Consider the following 18,451-nt stretch of genomic DNA (forward strand, 5'->3'; position numbering starts at 1 on the left):
TCTTCTAAAAACGGGAGAGGGGAATTTTCTATGCAATTTCTAATCCGTTCTGCCCGTGTTGTTGATGCTGCTTCATCGTTGAATGGGCAGGTAGTTGATATCTTGGTTGACAACGGCCTGATTCGTCAAGTTGGCGAAAATTTGTCTGCCGATGCCAGCAGCATGGTCATCGAGTCGGATAATTTGCATGTGTCACCCGGCTGGGTCGATATGCGGGTCTTAGCGCAGGACCCTGGCTACGAGCACAAGGAAGATCTGAACAGTGTTTGTAAGGCTGCCGCTGTTGGTGGTTTTACCGACATTGCGGTGCTACCAAACACACAGCCGGTTATCGACGACAAAGGAACGCTTGGTTATGTCCGACGCATGGCCGAAGGGCAGCCCGTAAATGTCCACGTTATTGCTGCTATAACGAAAAAAGCAGCTGGCGTTGATTTTACGGAAATGCTTGACCTGCATCATGCAGGCGCTGTTGCGTTTTCTGATGGTACCCATCCGCTTCAGAACCCTGATCTATTGCTCAAAACGTTACAATATCTGCAACCGGTTAATGGACTACTCATGAATCGGCCAGAAGAGCAATTGCTGACTCAGTTCGGTCAAATGCATGAGGGCATTCAAAGCACCTTACTCGGTCTGAAAGGCATGCCAGCCCTCGCCGAAGAACTCATCGTAGAGCGCGATTTGCGGTTGCTGGATTATGTTTTAGAGCAAGGGGCAGAGGGGAAAAGGCAAAGGACTGATGCTGTATCGAGTCAACAACAAACAGTCCTCCACTTTTCAACGATTTCGACCGCCCGTTCGGTGGAGTTGATTCGGCAGGCGAAGGCGCAGGGATTACCTGTTAGTTGCGATGTCGCAGTTCATCAACTTGTTTTCAATGATACAGCCTTATCGGGTTTTGATACAAATCTGAAAGTGAATCCACCATTCCGTTCAGAAACGGATGTGGCTGCTCTCTGGGCGGGTCTGGCCGATGGCACGATTGACGCCATTGTATCAGATCACGCTCCTCAGGATGCTGAAAGTAAAAACCTGGAGTTCGATCAGGCGGAATTTGGCATAATTGGTCTGGAAACAGTTTTCCCCATTTTGGCCAGTCATAATCAGGGGAGATTGTCCTGGGCACAACTCATTGAAAAACTCACCACACGCCCTCGTCAAATTCTGCGACTTCCTGCGTTGAGCATTGCCGAAGGACAGTCGTCCTGTTTAACGCTTTTTGATCCGACTAGCACGTGGCACTATGAACGCACGTTCTCCAAGTCGAAAAATTCTCCATTTCTAGGTCAGTCGTTCACCGGACGCGTAGTCGGTATTGTACATCACGGCCAATTTAAGCCAGCTAAATGAAAAGTATTCTGAATTACTTTAATCACCCGTTGCTAAAAATCCCGCTTCTGGCTGGATTGCTAACGGGTGTTTTGTGTTTCCTGTATTTCCTGGCGCTGTATGCCATTGGTGTTCCCCCGTTAGGAAACATTCGAGTGCTGGATTTCGGCATTCATATTATTGTGATGGCCGCTACAGTCTGGTATTACCGAAAATATATTGGCCATGGTCGGCTGCATTTGTGGGAAGGGTTAACCATTGGTTACGTCTTGAACACAGTTGCGGCCTTAGTGACCGGCTGGCTGATTTATCTGTTTATTACTCAAATTGATCCGGGCGTGTTTGCTGAATATGTAGTTAATTCTAAAAAGCTCTTATTAGATGGCAAAAAGCAACTCACCGATCAGTTTGGCCCGGAAACCTTTGCCGAACAGTGGAGTAAAGTTGTCAATATGCAGCCTTCGGTGCTGCTTCCCGATGAGTTGACGAAAAAAACAGCGTTAGCAGTACTGCCCGTACTCATTATTTCGCTTATTTTCCGAAAGCAGGACTATAGTGTTTTGCGATAATCCGATCTAATTATTAGCCCAAGATTATGAATAATCAGACCTCCACCGCCCGTGTTGCCCTGAAATGGGGACTGATAACTGGCATAACCTTAGTGGTCTATTCAATCATTCTGTACACACTCGATCAAACGACGAATCGTTCGCTTAGCCTCGTTATTTACCTGATTCTGATTGTGGGTTTAGTGTTAAGTATGCGTGACTACCGTACTGCCAACGAGGGTTACATGAGTTACGGTGAGGGCATGAGTACAGGAACTTTGGTATCAGCTATTGCGGGCTTTCTGTCGTCGCTGTTTACGGTTTTCTATACCCAGATCATTGATCCAGGTTTTCAGGAGCGTATCACCGAGCAGGTGCGCACGCAGATGGAAGATCAGGGGACTATGTCTGATGAACAGATCGATCAGGGTATCGAAATGATGCAGAAATTTCAGAGTCCGGGAATAACATTCGCCGTGGGTATCTTTATGACCATACTCATTGGTGTCATTTTCTCGCTGATTATAGCCGCTTTCATACGCAGGAACAAAGACAATCCGTTTGAATAACGAGTTTATAGTTTGTGCGGGAGATGCCCGGCGGTTCGACGTCTGTAGTTAGCTACCAGGGGAACTATAAACTTCAAACTATAAACTACAAACCCCTTCATCGTGCTGGCTATTTTCCGTAAAGAAATCAATCAATTCTTCTCCTCGCCCATCGCCTATATTATCATGGGCGTATTCCTGACGGCAATGGGCTTGCTGCTCTGGGTATTTCCAGACACGAGCCTACTCGAAAATGGCTACGCCGATATGGGCACCTTTTTTAATCTAACGCCCTATTTATTGTTATTTCTGGTGCCGGCCATTACCATGCGTTCGCTGGCCGATGAAGTACGTTCGGGTACCCTCGAATGGCTACTGACTAAGCCTGTTAGTAAATGGGGCATTATCAGTGGGAAATTCCTGGCCAGTTGGCTACTGGTTATTATAACCCTGCTGCCCACATTGATCTATTATTTTACACTTTACAAACTCGGTTCGCCGGTTGGGAATATCGATTCGGCGGGGGTATTTGGTTCTTACCTTGGCCTGATCTTATTAGCCGGTGTGTTTGTGGCTATTGGTTTGTGGGCGTCGTCATTTAATGACAATCAGGTGGTTGCCTTCGTACTGGGTGCTTTTTTTTGTTTTTTACTCTATGTGGGTCTTAGCGCGCTGGCTGGCTTATCAGCGTTGGGTGGCTTATCGTATTACCTATCTTCATTGGCGCTGGATGAGCAATACCGAGCGCTGGGCCGGGGTGTAATTGATAGCCGAAATGTAATTTATCTGCTTAGCTTACTTATCCTCTTCCTGCTTTTGACAACCAATCGCTTGAAATCAACTCTATGAAAATTAATCCGACCGTATTTCGTTGGTTAGCCATTGCCTGGACCATTGTTATGTTGATCGGGTGCCTCACTCCCCATGAGGAATTGCCTGGTGAATTAGTGGAGCTTAACGATAAAATGCTACATGCAGCCATTTTTGCTCCATTCTCCATCTTGTGGATATTGGCTGGGGTTCGCATGAGTCATACGTTGATCGCGGGCATTCTGCTCGGAGGGCTCATTGAAGTTCTACAATACATATTACCGATTAATCGTAGTGCCGACTGGATTGACTTTGCCGCTGATGGATTGGGTGTCCTTCTTGGGATAGGCTTAGCCTGGGCTGTCCAAAAAACAGGGGTCGTAGCCGGATAAAATCATAACGCATCTCTTCTGCTTATATTTATTGAGTGCCTTCAGCAATAGCCAGTTGATAGGAAATAATACGCCGGGGGAAATTTAAAATAGGATTAATTGAATTCTAACGGAGCGGAAAAAGAAGAGTAAGGGAAAAATCACCAACTTGACCGCTTAAATCATCAACTGTTATGCATATTGGATTCATAGGATTAGGCAAGATGGGGTTCAACCTCGTTACTAACTTGGTAAGGCATGAACACACTGTTGTCGGCTTCGATATTAACCCAGAGTTGGTTGAAGGGATTAAGAAGGTAGGCGCCCAGGGTGCTAACACGTTAGCCGACCTTTATAATGCGCTGCCCGAGAAACGCGTTTTGTGGCTGATGATTCCGGCAGGGGATCTGGTTGATAAGGTAATTGAGCAATTGCTGGCGGTTATGCAATCGGGCGACGTCGTTATCGACGGGGGAAACTCGCACTATAAGGATTCGCTCCGGCGGCATGAATACTTGAAAGAGAAAGGCATTGGTTTCCTCGATTGCGGAACTAGTGGCGGTATTAGCGGTGCCCTGAATGGCGCTTGTACTATGGTAGGGGGCGATCCTGACGTAATTGAACCACTTCATGGTGTTTTTAAGGACATTTCCGTTGAAGACGGCTATCTATACACAGGCCCTGCAGGAAGTGGCCACTTCACCAAAATGGTCCATAACGGCATTGAGTATGGCATGATGCAGTCCATTGCCGAGGGCTTTGAAGTATTAGAGAAAAGCCAATTCCCGTTCGATTTTGAAGCCGTTGCCAAAATGTGGAGTCATGGCTCAGTGATTCGTGGCTGGCTCATGGAACTGACGGAAGACGCGTTCCGGAAAGATCCTAAACTGGATGCGATTAAAGGGAAGATGTTCTCATCAGGCGAAGGTCGCTGGACGCTCGACGCGGCCCTTGATCTGGGGGTTCCAACACCCGTAATCGCGATGTCCTTACTAACCCGTTATCGCTCCTTACAGGATGATACCTTCACCGGGAAAGTAGTAGCAGCTTTGCGAAATGAGTTCGGCGGCCACGCCGTCGAGAAAAAATAAAAAGGTCCCAACGATAAATAGTTAAATAAAGTTCTGTTTTTTTTCGTTAGTATTACACAAAGGTTCGGGTCGTTTCAATTTCGCTATGAACGATAATTGAAACGACCCGAATTTTTGTATCCTATTATCCCTTAAACCGCCGTACCTGTTGCATGAAATTATTGAGCACTATCCACGACCCTACGTTCAAAGGTGGCAATTACAATAGGCTGGATCGTTTTTTCCTCCAGTTTATTAAAGACGAACGAGACCTACCCTTTATTTATCTTACTCTTCGCATTTGTCTGACGCTGGTTCCCTTAAGCGTTTTGCTGTTTATGCCCTTTGTGACAGGTTGGGCCTGGTGGACGGTCGCTGTTCTTCATTTATTTTTTAGCAATCTGGGCGTCAAAGGTCCCTTTGGTTTGATGCTTCACTGTACAAGCCACCGTCAGTTTTTTAAGACCGAGTATGACTGGATGAATAAATTTCTGCCCTGGATACTGGCGCCTTTCTTTGGTCATACCCCCGAAACTTATTATAGCCATCATATTGGCATGCACCATCCTGAGAATAATCTCGAAGAGGATGATAGTAGTACCATGACCTTCCAACGCGATAGCTTCCGAAGCTTCCTGGCTTATTTCGGGCGTTTTTTTGTGGTTGGTGTACGTAATTTGCTGGACTACCTCCGGCAGAAAAATCGCCCTAAACTAGCGACGCGTGCGTTAACAGGTGAAATCGTGTTTGCAGTTGTTTGTATTGGGCTATGCTTTGTAAACTGGCGTGCTACGGTCCTGGTATTTTTGCTGCCACTTGTTATCTATCGATTTATTGCGATGTTAGGTAACTGGACTCAACATTGTTTTGTTGATTTTGATGATCCAGGTAATGCTTACAAAAACAGTATAACCTGCATCAATGTGCGCTATAACAAAAAATGCTGGAATGACGGTTATCACATTAGCCACCACGTTCGGCCAGCCATGCACTGGACTGAGCATCCCACATTTTTCATGAAAACCATTGACAAATACGCACAGAATCAGGCTGTTGTTTTCGATGGAATTGATTTCGGACAAGTATTTTTCCTGCTCATGTTTAAGCGCTATGATGTGCTGGCCCGAAACATGGTCAATATTAACGGGGCTTTTGCTGATGATGAGGAAGCCATCGCACTGTTACGACGACGCACAAAGCGAATTCCGTTGAAGACTGTAGTCACAGACATGCCTCAGGTGTCGGCGGTGGCTGCATAAATCAATGATATAACCACAGAAGCACAAAGGGCGCAGAGTAGTCAATAAATACTCTGCGCCCTTTGTGCTTCTGTATTAACTCTAACTATTGCCGCCATCGATTTGCTTTTCAATAACCTGCTGAACGTCGGCAGGTACATTCGATAAGAAGTCGTAGCCCGTTAGTTTTTCCAGCTCATCGACACTGGTTAGGTAAGCTCGCCAGGGCTTGTCGGCAGCGGTCTGATTATTAGGTATATTGACGGCAATAATGCGCGTATTGGAAGTAAGCTGAAATCCATTATCACTACCACTAGGCACAACAACGAGTATTTTCCAGAGCGTAGCTGGAACGGTCAGTTTACCATTAGCAATTGTGGTTGCGTAGCCGTTTTGCCCAGTCCCTCCGGTACCACTTACACCAGCAATAATATAGACATCATTACCGTTGCTCATCAGTTGGCGTTCGTAATCTTCTAAACTTTTCCAGACCTCCCGATTGTGTCGTGGCGCTTGTGGCACGATGTTGGATAGGATGAATGTGGCGGCATTATCTTCGGGGCTTGAATCCCGATCGTCGGATGGACAGAGGTGCCCTCGGTCAAAGCCCGTATTCGTATAATCGTTTGGTCGAGCAGCATACCAGCCCGTTGGTAACGTTTGATCAGGCTTGAACTCGGTTGTTCGTTTGGCATCGCCTTTCCAGGAAGGACTTAGGTGCCAGCTCACCCAGTTGGCAATGCCTCGGCTACGATTGTAAGACAGTGTATACTGAGGACGCGTAATGGGGTAATTATCCGGATCACTGATCGATGCGCCACTCGGGTTGCCGAGCGCAAGATTATCAGCGCGATTAAGACTCTGTGAAGGAAATGTTGTTGCTGGAGCAGTCGGTCGTACAGTAGCGCACCCGTTCAGAAGGACGCTCAGACTGACCGCCAAAATAATAGTTTTGAACGGATGATGAAGTTGAATTGATTTTGCTGACATTCTTACGGAACTTTACGATCAATCCATAAATGTAGTGATTCTCGACGTAGCCCTTTAGTAAATCTAACGAGAGAATTTAAGTGACCTAAAATAGACGAGCATCTGCTGTTATGGCTAAAAAAAAGCAACCTTCTGGCTACGAGAATCCTCGCTCCGTAGCGCCTAAACCTACACCAACTCCGACCCAGGGTGCTGCGCGTACCAATGCAACCCGACCCGTTGAAACCGCACAACGCCCGCCTGTTCGATCAACCCCGGCAAAACCAGTTGTTACGGATGATTTACCTATCGAACGACGACCTATTGAATGGTGGCCACCGGTTGTATTAGCGCTACTAGGGTTTGCACTGTACATCAACACATTTGGGCACCAGTATGCGCTCGACGATATTGCCGCTGTTGGGCAGAATCTATTCGTGAAAAAGGGGCTTGCCGGTATTCCCGACTTACTCCGTACCGAATTCTGGCATTTCAGTAATATTTCATTAGGCTACTATCGTCCGCTATCGCTCATTACGTTTGCGATGGAACAGGAGTATTTTAAAGATAATCCAAACATCAGCCACATGATTAACGCTGGTCTCTACGGAGTAACCGGTTTGGTTGTTGGCGTGTTATTACAAAAATGGCTGTCTAAGCAAACCATTACCGCCTTTTTGATTGGCTTAGTCTTTATCGCCCATCCGCTTCATACCGAGATTGTTGCTAACATAAAAGGTCGTGATGAAATTCTGAGTTTCCTCTTTATTGCACTCATGCTGCTTTCGTATTGGAAGCATTTAGAGGCTGACTCACCTTATTGGTTCAAGGGGCCAGTTTCCGACTGGCCATTGGGCGGTATACTAGGCCTCTTCTCGATTGTTGGTGGCTGGGTTATTGGAAGCAGCTTAATGGTCAACACACTCGGCAGTACGGCTGGAGGTGTATTGGGTGTCTTGATTATGGGAGCCTTATCAGGAAGTTGGATGGGTCTTGCCTGCGCATCACTCTATTTTGCCTTTCTGTCGAAAGAGTCTTCTATTGTAAGTCTGGCTCTCATTCCGGCTATGCAATATTGGTTCGCCCGTCGTAATGTCTGGCAATCGCTCATTAGTTTGTGGCCATTCCTGATTGTTACGGCGCTGTTTTTCTACCAAAAACAGAAAATGATTGGTACACTTAGTGGTACTCCTCCGGTCGACTGGGCTAACTATCCGTACGCGATTGAGAAGACCCAAAAGTCGACTATGTTTAAGTTTCTGGAGTATTACCTGCGACTAATCTTTTTACCTCATCCGCTGGTGTATGATTACTCATACAATGTCATTCCATCGGGCGGTAAAGGCGATATCCTGACATGGGCTGGTTTCTTTACGTTCCTGGGTTTGATCTGGTTAGCCTGGAAAGGATTCATGAAGCGTACCCTCTGGGGATTTGGCATATTCTGGTTCTTCGTAACGATGGCTCCAGGTCTGGGCTTCATCTGGCTTCGGGGTGGTATTTTCGCCGAACGTTTTTCATATGCCGCTGTGATGGGCTTTGGCTTTGTATTAATCTGGGCCTTGCAGAAATTATTGGTTCGTCAATCGGAAGACTCACCCAAACCCGTACTGGTTCGATACGCTCCTTTGCTTGGTTTAATGGCGGTTGTAGCGGGCTTATACTCCTTCAAAACGGTTGAGCGCAACCGCGATTGGGAGAATAATTTCATCCTCTTTAACTCGGCCTTACCCTATGCGCCCAATAGCTGTCAGGTACAACGGCACGTGGCAAATGAGTGGATTGAGAAAGGTCTGAAAGATCGGGCTAAAGCTGATTCGATTGCGAACGCTACAAACGCGATTAAGCCCAAGCCGTCTCTCGAGCAGGTTAAGAAAGCACAGATATTGATCGACACGAATATTGCCCATGCCAACAAACACGGCCGATGGGCGCTGGATCACTTGCAGGAGTCAACCCGAATTTATCCTAATTTCGGTGAAGCTTACTTCTCGATGGCCTACGTGTTTCAGAAAATTACGCCTAACGTCGATTCAGCCAAGTATTACTACAAGCAAACGATCCGGGCGGCCAATGCCTATGCTCCGGCTTATAACAATCTTGGGGTGATTTATCAAGGCGAAGGTCAGACGCAAAACAACCGGCAGAAGCTGGAGCTGGCCTCCTATTACTACAACCGGTCGATGGTAGTAAACCCAGCGTATGTAGACGGACAGAACAACCGGGCTAATCTGCTTAAAGCCTTTGGTATTGACGTAAAAATGCTGCCTGATTCGATTGTTAATAAGTATTAAGCAAGAATCCCACAAAGGCGATATCGTTACACAAAAATGTCGCTCCGAATTTCGGAGCGACATTTTTGTGTAACGATGATTATCCGCCAGTAATTAATAGTCTAAATTCATTGTCCAATATTCCCCTTCCCAAACTTCGTTCCGAAAAAGTCGCCTTTATTCCAGGTTGGGCGTTGGTTATCCTGTGCGGTCAGGTAACCGACCAGGAATTGCAATTGGGCGTGTTTAGCTGCAGAATTGAAATCAAAAGGCTGATTCATGTCGTCCTGTGGCGTGTGGTAAATGGTTGCCCGCCACTCGAGATTCAGTTTAGTACCATCCAGATTGGGATTGCCCGTCTGCGAACCACTTTTGATGAACAAGGCCGGAATCCCCTGCCGCACAAAACTGAAATGATCACTTCGCATAAACACCGTCTGTTCAGGAATTGGGTCAGGACTAATCGCGACGCCTAGAAAGTCAGCGGCCTGTTTGACCTCTTTAGTCAAACTCGAATGCTCAGCGCCATACGGCACAATATCGAGTAGTGGATGAAAAAAGAACGGCATGTCTAACGTCAAATTCGCCACAATTTTGTCTTTCGGTACAGTCGGGTTATTGGCAAAATAATCAGACCCTAACAGTCCCATTTCTTCGCCCGTTACACCCACAAACAAAATCGACCGTCGGGGCGCTTTGGGTAAGGACGCATACAATCGCGCGGTTTCGAGCATAATGGCTACACCCGAGGCATTATCGTGGGCACCGTTGAAGATCGAATCACCCTTTACAGGTTTGCCAACACCCAGGTGATCGAGGTGAGCCACTTGTACAATGTATTCATTTTTCAGTGCGGGGTCTGAACCGGGCAATACAGCAACCACGTTAAATCCGGCAATATCTTCGACAACGTCGGTCTGCGTTTTTATGTGCACCGACATATTGAGCGGGAATGCCTGTGGTTTGTTTTTCATAGCCTGTCCCATTGCTTCGCTAAAGGACGTTGGCGCATTGGCAAACAATAGCCGGGCCAGCGAATCGCTAACGGAGGCAGCACCTTTCAACGCCGGAAACGTATTTTTAGGTTTTCCATCTTTACCCACCCAGCGCGTTATTCCCTGGCGAGCGCGGGGTGCTGCGGTTTCGATACGACTGCGTAAATCGGCAGGTAAGCTGAAAGCGATTGTCCCGATGGCCCCATGTGCTACGGCATTTTCGGCCTTGGACGATGAGTTATAGGCTCGTTGATTTGACGGGAATGTAGCGGGTGCTCCATTCAGAAACGCCACAATCTTTCCCTTTACATCAATGCCTGTGTAGTCATCGTAACCGAGTTCAGGCGCAGTCACGCCATAGCCAACAAAGACCACCGGAGCAGTTATATCGCCAATGGGATTATCGGGACTCGGGTTCAGAATAAACTGTTTTCCATAAACGAGGGGTACTTCCTTGCCATTCGGCAGTAAGGCTAGTAAGCTGTTTTTTTCGTTTACCTGCCACCGACGCAGGGGTACATTCTGCCGAAACGTGTTGTTCTCCCCGGCTGGTTGCAGCCCCAATGCCTTGAATTGCCCAACCACATAATCGGCCGCCATAGCAAACCCTCTTGTACCCGGTTTTCGGCCTTTTAATGAATCGTTGGCCAGGACGCTCATATGTCTTCGAATAGCGTCGGGGCGAACGGTTTTTGTAACTTGTTGAGCGTCGGCTGGAATGGCATTGGATTGGGCTACTACCCGATTTACACCAGACAGGGAGATCAATAAACTAAAGGCAATAGTTGTTGTAAAGTGTCTCATCGAAGAAGAGTAAAGCAGAAACGATTAGCTAATATAGATCACAGTTTCAGGAGAACAAATTGACCATTACGCAACTTTAGGTCCTATCTCTATACACTTGCATAATTGGTCGTATATTGGGCGCCCCAATTAGACCACGAATCGGCTATGATTTTTACAGGTAGTTGGGCAACTAAGACGATCAACAGACAATGAAGAAATTACCCATACTTATCGACTGCGACCCCGGCCACGACGATGCCGTTATGCTCATGCTGGCCATCGGTAGCGGCTTATTTGATATTAAAGCAATTACAACTTCGGCGGGCAATCAGACACAACAAAAAACACTAACCAATGCGCTAAAGCTCAAGGAATTGCTTGGCGTTGACATACCTATCTACAAAGGTTGCGATAAACCGCTTTTTCGCAATCTTATCATTGCCGACCACGTACATGGTGAATTAGGTATGGATGGGCCAATTCTGCCTGAACCGACGCTAAAACCGGAGTCTATACCAGCTGTAGAGGCCATAGCAGCTATTCTGACTAATAGTGACGAACCCATAACCCTCGTTCCAACCGGGCCACTAACCAACATCGCTACTTTTCTGCTGGCATACCCACACCTAAAATCGAAGATTGCCCGAATCTCGCTGATGGGTGGTGGTGGTTTTCGGGGTAATATGACGCCCACCGCCGAATTCAATATTTACGTTGACCCCGAAGCAGCTTCGGTCGTGTTTAACTCGGGCGTTCCGATTACGATGTGTGGTCTGGATGTTACCCACAAAGCACTCGTTTTTCAGGAAGACATTGAACGATTCCGTTCGATCGGCAATCAATCGGGTAAAGTGGTTGCCGAACTGATGGATTTCTTCTCCATCTATTATCGAAGCGAACGCCCGGAGCTGGAAGGAGGAGCGGCCCTGCATGATCCCTGCGCCATCGCCTGGCTTATTGACCCAACGATGTTTACGTCAAAATCCTGTTATGTGGATGTTGAAGTTACGGGTAAACTGACGCTGGGCACTACTGTCGTCGACTTCTTCAATGTGTTGAAACACACCCCGAATACCGAGTTTGTGTATGACATTGATCGGGAGAAATACATCAACTTGATTTACAAAGCCGTTCAAAAACTGCCTTAAGGTTATAGAACCGCACCGGCGGATGACGCTGATTTTTCTGATCTGTAAGTGGTGTCAGATACTTATATCTGACACAGGGAGGTTTCTCAAAACCTATCCGTGCAAACAGTAGGTTTTGAGAAACCTAAAATGTCGGTTATTAGTAACCGACATCACGGCAAGAATGATAAAAATCTATTTAAATCTGTAAGATCAGCGTCATCAGCGTGCCATATTTAAAACCACGGCCGCCTAACTTTAAACGATCGTTTCAGGCCACTAATCATTAGGAAAGCGCCCAGGATGCCGAAAATGATGGCTAGTATCGTGATGTGCAGAATGGCGAACACAACGGCCACCAGAATAATCAAAACGGATGCTTTCAACTTCCAGCTAATTCGCTGCCACCAGTTCAGTTCGGGACGTAATCGCATGCCCAGACTCTGCCGGATTTGATTCCCTAGTTTGAGTTTTTTCTTGGGTCGGGGATCGGGTTGTTTATCGGTCGATTCAGTTGACGTAGCCAGCATCGATTGAACCCGATGCATACGATGCTCAATACGATTGTTGGTTGTCTGAACAGGTTGATGACTTCGATTGGCCACAACAGGGTCAGCTATCAGCGGCAAAGCTGTAATCGGCAGGTTGCCTTCTGCCACTGAATCCAGAGCTGGCTCTACGGTATAACGCTCTTCCACACGTTCGCTCGTTCGCTCTTTAAACTTATCAACGGCTAATCGGGCTGCTGCCGGATGCGAGGAGCGCTGAAAATACGCAACGGGGCGATGGCAGGATGAAAGAAAAAGGCATAACGCAGTAACAAAAAGGGCAATGGCATTTTTCATCAGGTCGTGAGTTGGACGAACGGAAATTGCGGAGACAAAATCCCATCTACAACGAATCGGAAGGGCCGGTTAATATGATTCATCCGAAAAAGCCTTCAATTAGTCCACAGGCTGTGCCTACCTTTGCCGCTATGAATCCAGACAAAGATCCCCAGCCCTGGCAGGTCGAAACCTCAGAATACATTCATCAGTTGCCGTGGTTTACGGTTCGTAAAGACGCCATTCGGATGAAAAATGGTGGTTCAATTCCCAACTATTTCGTTTTCGAATATCCGGATTGGATCAATGTAGTTGCTGTTACAAAAGACAAGCAACTCGTACTCATTCGGCAATATAGACACGGCATTGCGGGTGTTCACTACGAGCTTTGTGCGGGCGTTATTGATCCCGGCGAAGAGCCAATTGTAGCCGCTCAGCGCGAGTTACTCGAAGAAACCGGGTTTGGTGGTGGTCAATGGCACCACTTGATGACGCTCTCTGCTAACCCTGGTACTCATGCCAACTTGACTCATGCGTTTCTGGCAATAGACGTTGAGATAAAGCAGGCACAACACCTCGAAAACACCGAAGAGATTACGGTGCACGTTGTTTCGCGGGAACGGGCGATGGAGATTATCAATAACGGCGAGATGATGCAGGCCCTGCATTTGGCCCCGTTGCTGAAATATCTGAACCGGGATTTGTTTGATTTAACTGACTGACTATGATTTTATAGGATTACTCCAACGATAAGTATCTTTGCTGATTGATTGTACTATCAACTTGGTAGCTTTTACACAATCATAGTCAGTCAAATCAATCATAAAAATCCCGGTTCAGAAAAGTGATTATCCCTCTTGCTCTCCGCGCTGATCAAACGCAGGAGTATTATTTTTCAGTGAAGTTGGCCGAAGTCCGTCGGATACAGGCGACTGGTCATGATGTGATTAACCTTGGCATTGGCAATCCTGATATGATGCCTTCGGCCAATACAATCGATGCGCTTATTCAGTCGGCACAACAGCCTACTTCGCACGGCTATCAAAACTATAAAGGTACGCCCGCCCTACGACAGGCTATTGCCCAATTCTATAGTCATACATACGGTGTTGCCCTTGACCCCGAAACGGAAATTTTACCGTTAATCGGTTCTAAAGAAGGCATCACACATATTTCCCTCACCTACCTGAATGAAGGCGATGGCGTACTGGTTCCAGAGCTGGGTTATCCGGCCTATCGGGCCGTCAGTCAGATGGTTGGGGCCAAGGTTCATGAATATCCACTGCTGGAACATGCTGGCTGGCAACCCGATTGGGAAGCCATGACCGATTTATTAGCCGCATTGCCTGCTTCCGAAAAAACTAAAATCATTTGGCTCAATTACCCGCACATGCCCACGGGTGCTCCCGCTACTCACGCGTTGTTTGAGCGTGCGGTACGGTTTGCGCATGACAACCGAGTATTGTTATGCCACGACAACCCCTATAGCCTGATTCTGAATAAAAAACCACCGATTAGCCTATTGTCGGTCGATGGAGCGAAAGAGGTGGCTGTGGAGTTGAACTCATTGAGCAAATCGCACAACATGGCAGGCTGGCGTATTGGCTGGATGGCGGGAGCCAAAGCGTATGTCGATGCTGTGTTAACGATAAAAAGTAATGTTGACTCGGGCCAGTTTAAGCCGCTCATGGACGCTGCGACCGAAGCATTGGGCAACTCTGACGACTGGCACTGGGAGCGTAACGCTGTCTATCAGGGTCGCCTGGATGCCGTTCATGCCCTTCTGGATGCGCTTGATTGTAGCTATTCTACCGATCAGGAAGGTCTATTTATCTGGGCCAAACTACCCGATTCGGTTGAATCAGCCGAAACCCTAGTCAACGATCTGCTGACAAAAAAGCACGTTTTCATTGCGCCCGGCTTCATTTTTGGGCCTAAAGGAAATCGATACGTGCGAGTATCGTTATGCGTGCCCGAAGACCGTATCCGAACCGCAACTGAACGGATTTTGAACCGGAATTTTTTTGATTGAACTGATTGGCTATGATTTTCAGCAGAGACCATAAAAGGTTAGTATCAAGGCCTGAATTTTTTATTTAAAAGTCGTTTAAACTGTAGACTTGAACAGCCAAAATTAATGAGCATACCTACCTCAAGATTATAAGCTTCCAAATAGTTAATAGCCTGAGCCAAATGATCGTCATTGAGAGTAGTAATTGCTTTTAATTCAACAGAGACCACGTTTTCAATCAGAAAATCAACCCTACGAGAGCCGATATGCCTTCCTTTGAAGAAAATCGGCATATCGTATTCACGAGCGAAACCAATACTACATTCCTCTAATTCTATTGCTAATGCTCGTTGATAAATAACTTCTTGAAATCCGCTCCCCAGTATCTTATGTACTTCAAATGCACACCCAATTACTTTACTCGTCAACTCTGAGTATTTGTATTCTGCTTTAATCATACTTCTGATGGTAGTCACTTGGCAAGATAATAATTGCAAATCACTAGCCATCAGTATAATTAACGAATCAAAGTCAGTCAGTTAAATCATAAAAATCCCGGTTCAGATGACTGTTTCCATTATTGGCATAGGTTTATTAGGTGGCTCATTCGCCCTGGCGATACGTGAGAAATACCCAAAAATGCATTTTATTGGCGTCGACGCGTCGCCCGTAAATGGTCAGTTGGCGTTGGCAAAAGGTATTGTCGACGAAGTTCTGCCGCTGGCCGAAGCGGTAGCCCAAAGCACACTCGTTGTGATGGCCACGCCCGTTAACACGATCATCGATCTGTTGCCGACAGTGCTCGATCATCTGCCAACGGGTGCTACCATCATCGACTTAGGTTCTACCAAAGAGTTAATTTGTACCATAGCCGACGCCCACGAAAAACGAGCACAGTTTGTGGCCGTACACCCTATGGCCGGTACCGAAAACTCAGGACCAGGCGCTGCGTTCAAGGAACTGCTCCCCGGCAAAAACCTTATCATCTGCGACCGGGAGAAAAGTAACGCCGACAGCCTGACGCTTGTTGAGAGTCTATTCCGGGATATAGGCATGAAATTGTTTTATATGACGCCAAAGGAGCACGATCTGCACCTGGCTTATGTCTCACACCTAAGCCATATCAGCGCCTTTGCACTTGGCCTAACTGTGCTGGAAAAAGAGAAAGACGAACAAGCCATTTTCGACATGGCCAGTACGGGTTTCAGCTCGACAGTTCGTTTAGCGAAAAGTTCACCACAGATGTGGGCCCCCATCTTCGACCAGAATCGCACGAACGTATCGGATGCACTAGCCGCTTACATCGATTTTTTACAGCAGTTTAAGACCGTAATCGACACCCAGGACCTTCAAACGTCACTGGACTTCATGCAGCGGGCCAACGTCATCCGACGGGTACTAGACGGAATTGAGAAACGGTAAATGAGTATATTTGGTAAAAAAAATACCATGACAAAGACAATTGTTCAGGAGTCATTAGAGAAAATGCCGGACGAATTTCCGGTAGAAGAATTGATCGAACGTCTGTTATTCGTTCAAAACGTACAGGAAGGGTTGCTACAATCTGAACGTGGGGAAACTGTACCTCTTGACGAAGTACGTCAACGTTTGAGAAAATGGTCAACATAACCTTTACGAATCGAGCAGTTGCTGATCTTGATGCCATTGGCGAATACCATGCTCATTATTCGCCTGGCTATGCCAGTCATTTGCAGGATGCGATCATCGACAAAACAGGACTACTTCGCCAGCAGCCAGAAATGGGGCGTAAAGTCCCTGAATTTGATCTTCCTTACCTGCGTGAATTGATTCATAAATCCTATCGGATCGTTTATAAAATTGTCAGTCCAAATCAGATTGACATTATTACAATTCAGCATAGCTCACGTAATCTATCGGAACGTTTTTTTGATGCCGAATAAGACTTCATGCAGCGGGCCAACGTTATCCGACGGGTACTAGACGGAATTGAGAAGCGGTAAACTCTAAAACTTTTTACACTTGCCGACACAAAACGGATTTCTATTGGTTTATAGCCTACAGGACACCACGAACTGGTACGTCCCGGAACCTGAATCAAGTAAATACCTATGCAAGCAAGTGAACAATCAGCCGGGTCAAACGTGGCCGCACAGGCTGGTACAATTACCATCGGGAACGATTTAACAGTTAACCGTATGGCTTACGGAGCCATGCGTATTACGGGAAATGGAATTTGGGGGCCACCCAAAGATCATGACGAAGCCATTCGCGTTTTAAAACGGTGCCTGGATCTAGGCATTAATTTTATCGATACGGCTGATAGCTACGGGCCTTATGTTTCGGAAGAACTTATTGCCGAAGCGCTCCACCCCTACCCCGACGGCTTAGTGATTGCCACCAAAGGGGGATTACTGCGTACAGGCCCCAATCAATGGCCAGTAGACGGAAGCCGAAAACACCTTCAGGAAGCCCTGGAAGGAAGCTTAAAACGTCTAAAAGTCGATCGAATCGATTTGTATCAATTGCACCGCTTCGATTCCAAAGTACCCTCCGACGAGTTTTTGAGTTTTTTGCAGGAAGCCCAGGAACAAGGTAAGATCAAACACATTGGTTTATCGGAAGTGAGTATCGACCAGATTGAAGAAGCGAAAAAATACTTCGAAGTCGTATCGGTACAAAACATGTACAACTTTGGCGAACAACGCTGGAATGATGTGCTGAAATACAGCGAACAGAACAATATCGCCTTTATTCCGTGGTTTCCCCTCAACGCAGGGAACGTAGCCGCCGACAACGCCATCAAGAAAGTAGCCGCTCGCCACGGTGCAACCGATTATCAGATTGCCCTAGCCTGGTTATTAGCCGCTTCGCCTGCCATGCTTCCGATTGCCGGAACATCTTCTGTTAAGCACTTGGAAGAAAACATACAGGCGGCTACCATCAAACTTACCGACGAAGATTTGCAGGATATGCCATTACCTAACTAAGGTTTACGGTATTCAGTTTATGGTTCTAGGATGCTGTAATCCATAAATCGTAATCTCAACAAAAAAGGGATGATCTGAGATCATCCCTTTTTTGTTGCACCGCTACTAACTAACTAGGACACTTTTTCCAGTGAACTAATTTTATCATGCGCGATCTGCAGTTCGCTTAGCTGCTTTTGCAGGTCTTCTTTAATATAGGCTGGGATATGATCTTTGTCGATCGCGTCCTGATACGCTTCAATGGCCGCATTTTCGCCAAACTCAACCGAGCTCAACACGCTTTCGCGATCTTTACCTGTCAATGCGGTTTTAATATCAATCCACGCGCGGTGAATTTTGCTGGTTACATCGGTTGAGGTTGCATCCGATACAGCCGATCCATCAATCCGTACAATATGATCAGCTAGTTGGCTACGGAAGTTTTGGCTCTGAATAACATAATGCCGAAACAAATCGTCCAGTTGGGCGTCTTCATTGTCTTCAATCGCCTTTTCATACCCTTGAATGCGATCGTTGTTGATTTTAACCAGCTCGTTGAGATCGTCAACAATTTCCTTATTCGTAATCATAACAGTTGAAT

General features: G+C 46.7%; 20 protein-coding genes. 15 read left to right on the forward strand and 5 right to left on the reverse strand.

What is annotated here, in order from left to right; all coding sequences use genetic code 11:
• Positions 1 to 30 precede the first annotated feature (30 nt).
• From H3H32_RS25755 to H3H32_RS25785, 7 genes are all read left to right on the forward strand, one after another.
• On the forward strand, positions 31 to 1,353 hold the full coding sequence (locus H3H32_RS25755; protein ID WP_182458625.1) for a dihydroorotase: 1,323 nt from the start codon (positions 31 to 33) through the stop codon (positions 1,351 to 1,353).
• Entirely contained in the window at positions 1,350 to 1,901 is a 552-nt protein-coding gene (locus H3H32_RS25760; protein ID WP_182458626.1) for a DUF4199 domain-containing protein, read from the forward strand. Before H3H32_RS25755 ends, H3H32_RS25760 begins: the two co-directional genes overlap by 4 nt.
• Before the next feature lie 26 nt (positions 1,902 to 1,927).
• Positions 1,928 to 2,449 carry a DUF4199 domain-containing protein gene (locus tag H3H32_RS25765; RefSeq protein ID WP_182458627.1) on the forward strand — a complete coding sequence of 174 codons (522 nt, stop codon included), beginning with the start codon at positions 1,928 to 1,930 and terminating at the stop codon, positions 2,447 to 2,449.
• A gap of 102 nt (positions 2,450 to 2,551) precedes the next feature.
• A complete protein-coding gene (gldF, locus tag H3H32_RS25770; RefSeq protein ID WP_182458628.1) occupies positions 2,552 to 3,277 on the forward strand; it encodes a gliding motility-associated ABC transporter permease subunit GldF in 726 nt (241 codons plus the stop codon).
• Entirely contained in the window at positions 3,274 to 3,630 is a 357-nt protein-coding gene (locus H3H32_RS25775) for a VanZ family protein (RefSeq protein ID WP_182458629.1), read from the forward strand. The genes gldF and H3H32_RS25775 overlap by 4 nt, the downstream gene beginning before the upstream one ends.
• A gap of 173 nt (positions 3,631 to 3,803) precedes the next feature.
• Complete coding sequence (gene gnd, locus H3H32_RS25780; protein WP_182458630.1) at positions 3,804 to 4,700, forward strand: phosphogluconate dehydrogenase (NAD(+)-dependent, decarboxylating); 897 nt, start codon at positions 3,804 to 3,806, stop codon at positions 4,698 to 4,700.
• A gap of 152 nt (positions 4,701 to 4,852) precedes the next feature.
• Positions 4,853 to 5,938, forward strand: a complete 1,086-nt coding sequence (locus H3H32_RS25785) for a fatty acid desaturase family protein (protein ID WP_182458631.1) — start codon at positions 4,853 to 4,855, stop codon at positions 5,936 to 5,938.
• 81 nt (positions 5,939 to 6,019) lie between these two features.
• On the opposite strand, the gene H3H32_RS25790 is transcribed toward H3H32_RS25785, so the two are convergent.
• Positions 6,020 to 6,907 carry a DNA/RNA non-specific endonuclease gene (locus H3H32_RS25790; protein WP_182458632.1) on the reverse strand — a complete coding sequence of 296 codons (888 nt, stop codon included), beginning with the start codon at positions 6,905 to 6,907 and terminating at the stop codon, positions 6,020 to 6,022.
• A 110-nt stretch (positions 6,908 to 7,017) separates the two neighbouring features.
• Here H3H32_RS25790 and H3H32_RS25795 point away from each other — a divergent pair, with 110 nt between their 5' ends.
• Positions 7,018 to 9,180: a tetratricopeptide repeat protein gene (locus H3H32_RS25795; RefSeq protein WP_182458633.1), complete on the forward strand. Its 2,163-nt coding sequence runs from the start codon at positions 7,018 to 7,020 to the stop codon at positions 9,178 to 9,180.
• Between the two features lie 107 nt (positions 9,181 to 9,287).
• On the opposite strand, the gene H3H32_RS25800 is transcribed toward H3H32_RS25795, so the two are convergent.
• A complete protein-coding gene (locus H3H32_RS25800) occupies positions 9,288 to 10,958 on the reverse strand; it encodes a M28 family metallopeptidase (protein WP_182458634.1) in 1,671 nt (556 codons plus the stop codon).
• 191 nt (positions 10,959 to 11,149) lie between these two features.
• Between H3H32_RS25800 and H3H32_RS25805 the strand changes: the two genes are divergently transcribed.
• The gene (locus H3H32_RS25805; protein ID WP_182458635.1) at positions 11,150 to 12,088 is read left to right on the forward strand and encodes a nucleoside hydrolase; all 939 of its coding nucleotides are present in this window, start codon (positions 11,150 to 11,152) and stop codon (positions 12,086 to 12,088) included.
• A gap of 215 nt (positions 12,089 to 12,303) precedes the next feature.
• Here H3H32_RS25805 and H3H32_RS25810 read toward each other — a convergent pair whose 3' ends face one another.
• Positions 12,304 to 12,912, reverse strand: coding sequence for a hypothetical protein (locus H3H32_RS25810; protein WP_182458636.1), 609 nt, complete (start codon positions 12,910 to 12,912; stop codon positions 12,304 to 12,306).
• A 131-nt stretch (positions 12,913 to 13,043) separates the two neighbouring features.
• Here H3H32_RS25810 and H3H32_RS25815 point away from each other — a divergent pair, with 131 nt between their 5' ends.
• Both H3H32_RS25815 and H3H32_RS25820 read left to right on the forward strand, forming a co-directional pair.
• Positions 13,044 to 13,613: an NUDIX hydrolase gene (locus tag H3H32_RS25815; RefSeq protein WP_182464480.1), complete on the forward strand. Its 570-nt coding sequence runs from the start codon at positions 13,044 to 13,046 to the stop codon at positions 13,611 to 13,613.
• A 122-nt stretch (positions 13,614 to 13,735) separates the two neighbouring features.
• On the forward strand, positions 13,736 to 14,923 hold the full coding sequence (locus tag H3H32_RS25820) for a pyridoxal phosphate-dependent aminotransferase (RefSeq protein WP_182458637.1): 1,188 nt from the start codon (positions 13,736 to 13,738) through the stop codon (positions 14,921 to 14,923).
• A gap of 44 nt (positions 14,924 to 14,967) precedes the next feature.
• Here H3H32_RS25820 and H3H32_RS25825 read toward each other — a convergent pair whose 3' ends face one another.
• A complete protein-coding gene (locus H3H32_RS25825) occupies positions 14,968 to 15,360 on the reverse strand; it encodes a GxxExxY protein (protein WP_182458638.1) in 393 nt (130 codons plus the stop codon).
• Between the two features lie 106 nt (positions 15,361 to 15,466).
• Between H3H32_RS25825 and H3H32_RS25830 the strand changes: the two genes are divergently transcribed.
• The 4 genes from H3H32_RS25830 (at position 15,467) to H3H32_RS25845 (ending at position 17,871) form a co-directional block, all read left to right on the forward strand.
• Positions 15,467 to 16,324, forward strand: coding sequence for a prephenate dehydrogenase (locus H3H32_RS25830; RefSeq protein WP_182458639.1), 858 nt, complete (start codon positions 15,467 to 15,469; stop codon positions 16,322 to 16,324).
• Between the two features lie 27 nt (positions 16,325 to 16,351).
• Positions 16,352 to 16,531: a hypothetical protein gene (locus tag H3H32_RS25835; protein ID WP_182458640.1), complete on the forward strand. Its 180-nt coding sequence runs from the start codon at positions 16,352 to 16,354 to the stop codon at positions 16,529 to 16,531.
• On the forward strand, positions 16,519 to 16,824 hold the full coding sequence (locus H3H32_RS25840; protein ID WP_182458641.1) for a type II toxin-antitoxin system RelE/ParE family toxin: 306 nt from the start codon (positions 16,519 to 16,521) through the stop codon (positions 16,822 to 16,824). Before H3H32_RS25835 ends, H3H32_RS25840 begins: the two co-directional genes overlap by 13 nt.
• Before the next feature lie 168 nt (positions 16,825 to 16,992).
• Positions 16,993 to 17,871, forward strand: coding sequence for an aldo/keto reductase (locus H3H32_RS25845; protein WP_182458642.1), 879 nt, complete (start codon positions 16,993 to 16,995; stop codon positions 17,869 to 17,871).
• Between the two features lie 113 nt (positions 17,872 to 17,984).
• On the opposite strand, the gene H3H32_RS25850 is transcribed toward H3H32_RS25845, so the two are convergent.
• The gene (locus H3H32_RS25850) at positions 17,985 to 18,440 is read right to left on the reverse strand and encodes a ferritin-like domain-containing protein (RefSeq protein WP_182458643.1); all 456 of its coding nucleotides are present in this window, start codon (positions 18,438 to 18,440) and stop codon (positions 17,985 to 17,987) included.
• Positions 18,441 to 18,451: the final 11 nt, after the last annotated feature.

Source organism: Spirosoma foliorum (assembly GCF_014117325.1).
In the GTDB taxonomy this organism is placed as follows: domain Bacteria; phylum Bacteroidota; class Bacteroidia; order Cytophagales; family Spirosomataceae; genus Spirosoma; species Spirosoma foliorum.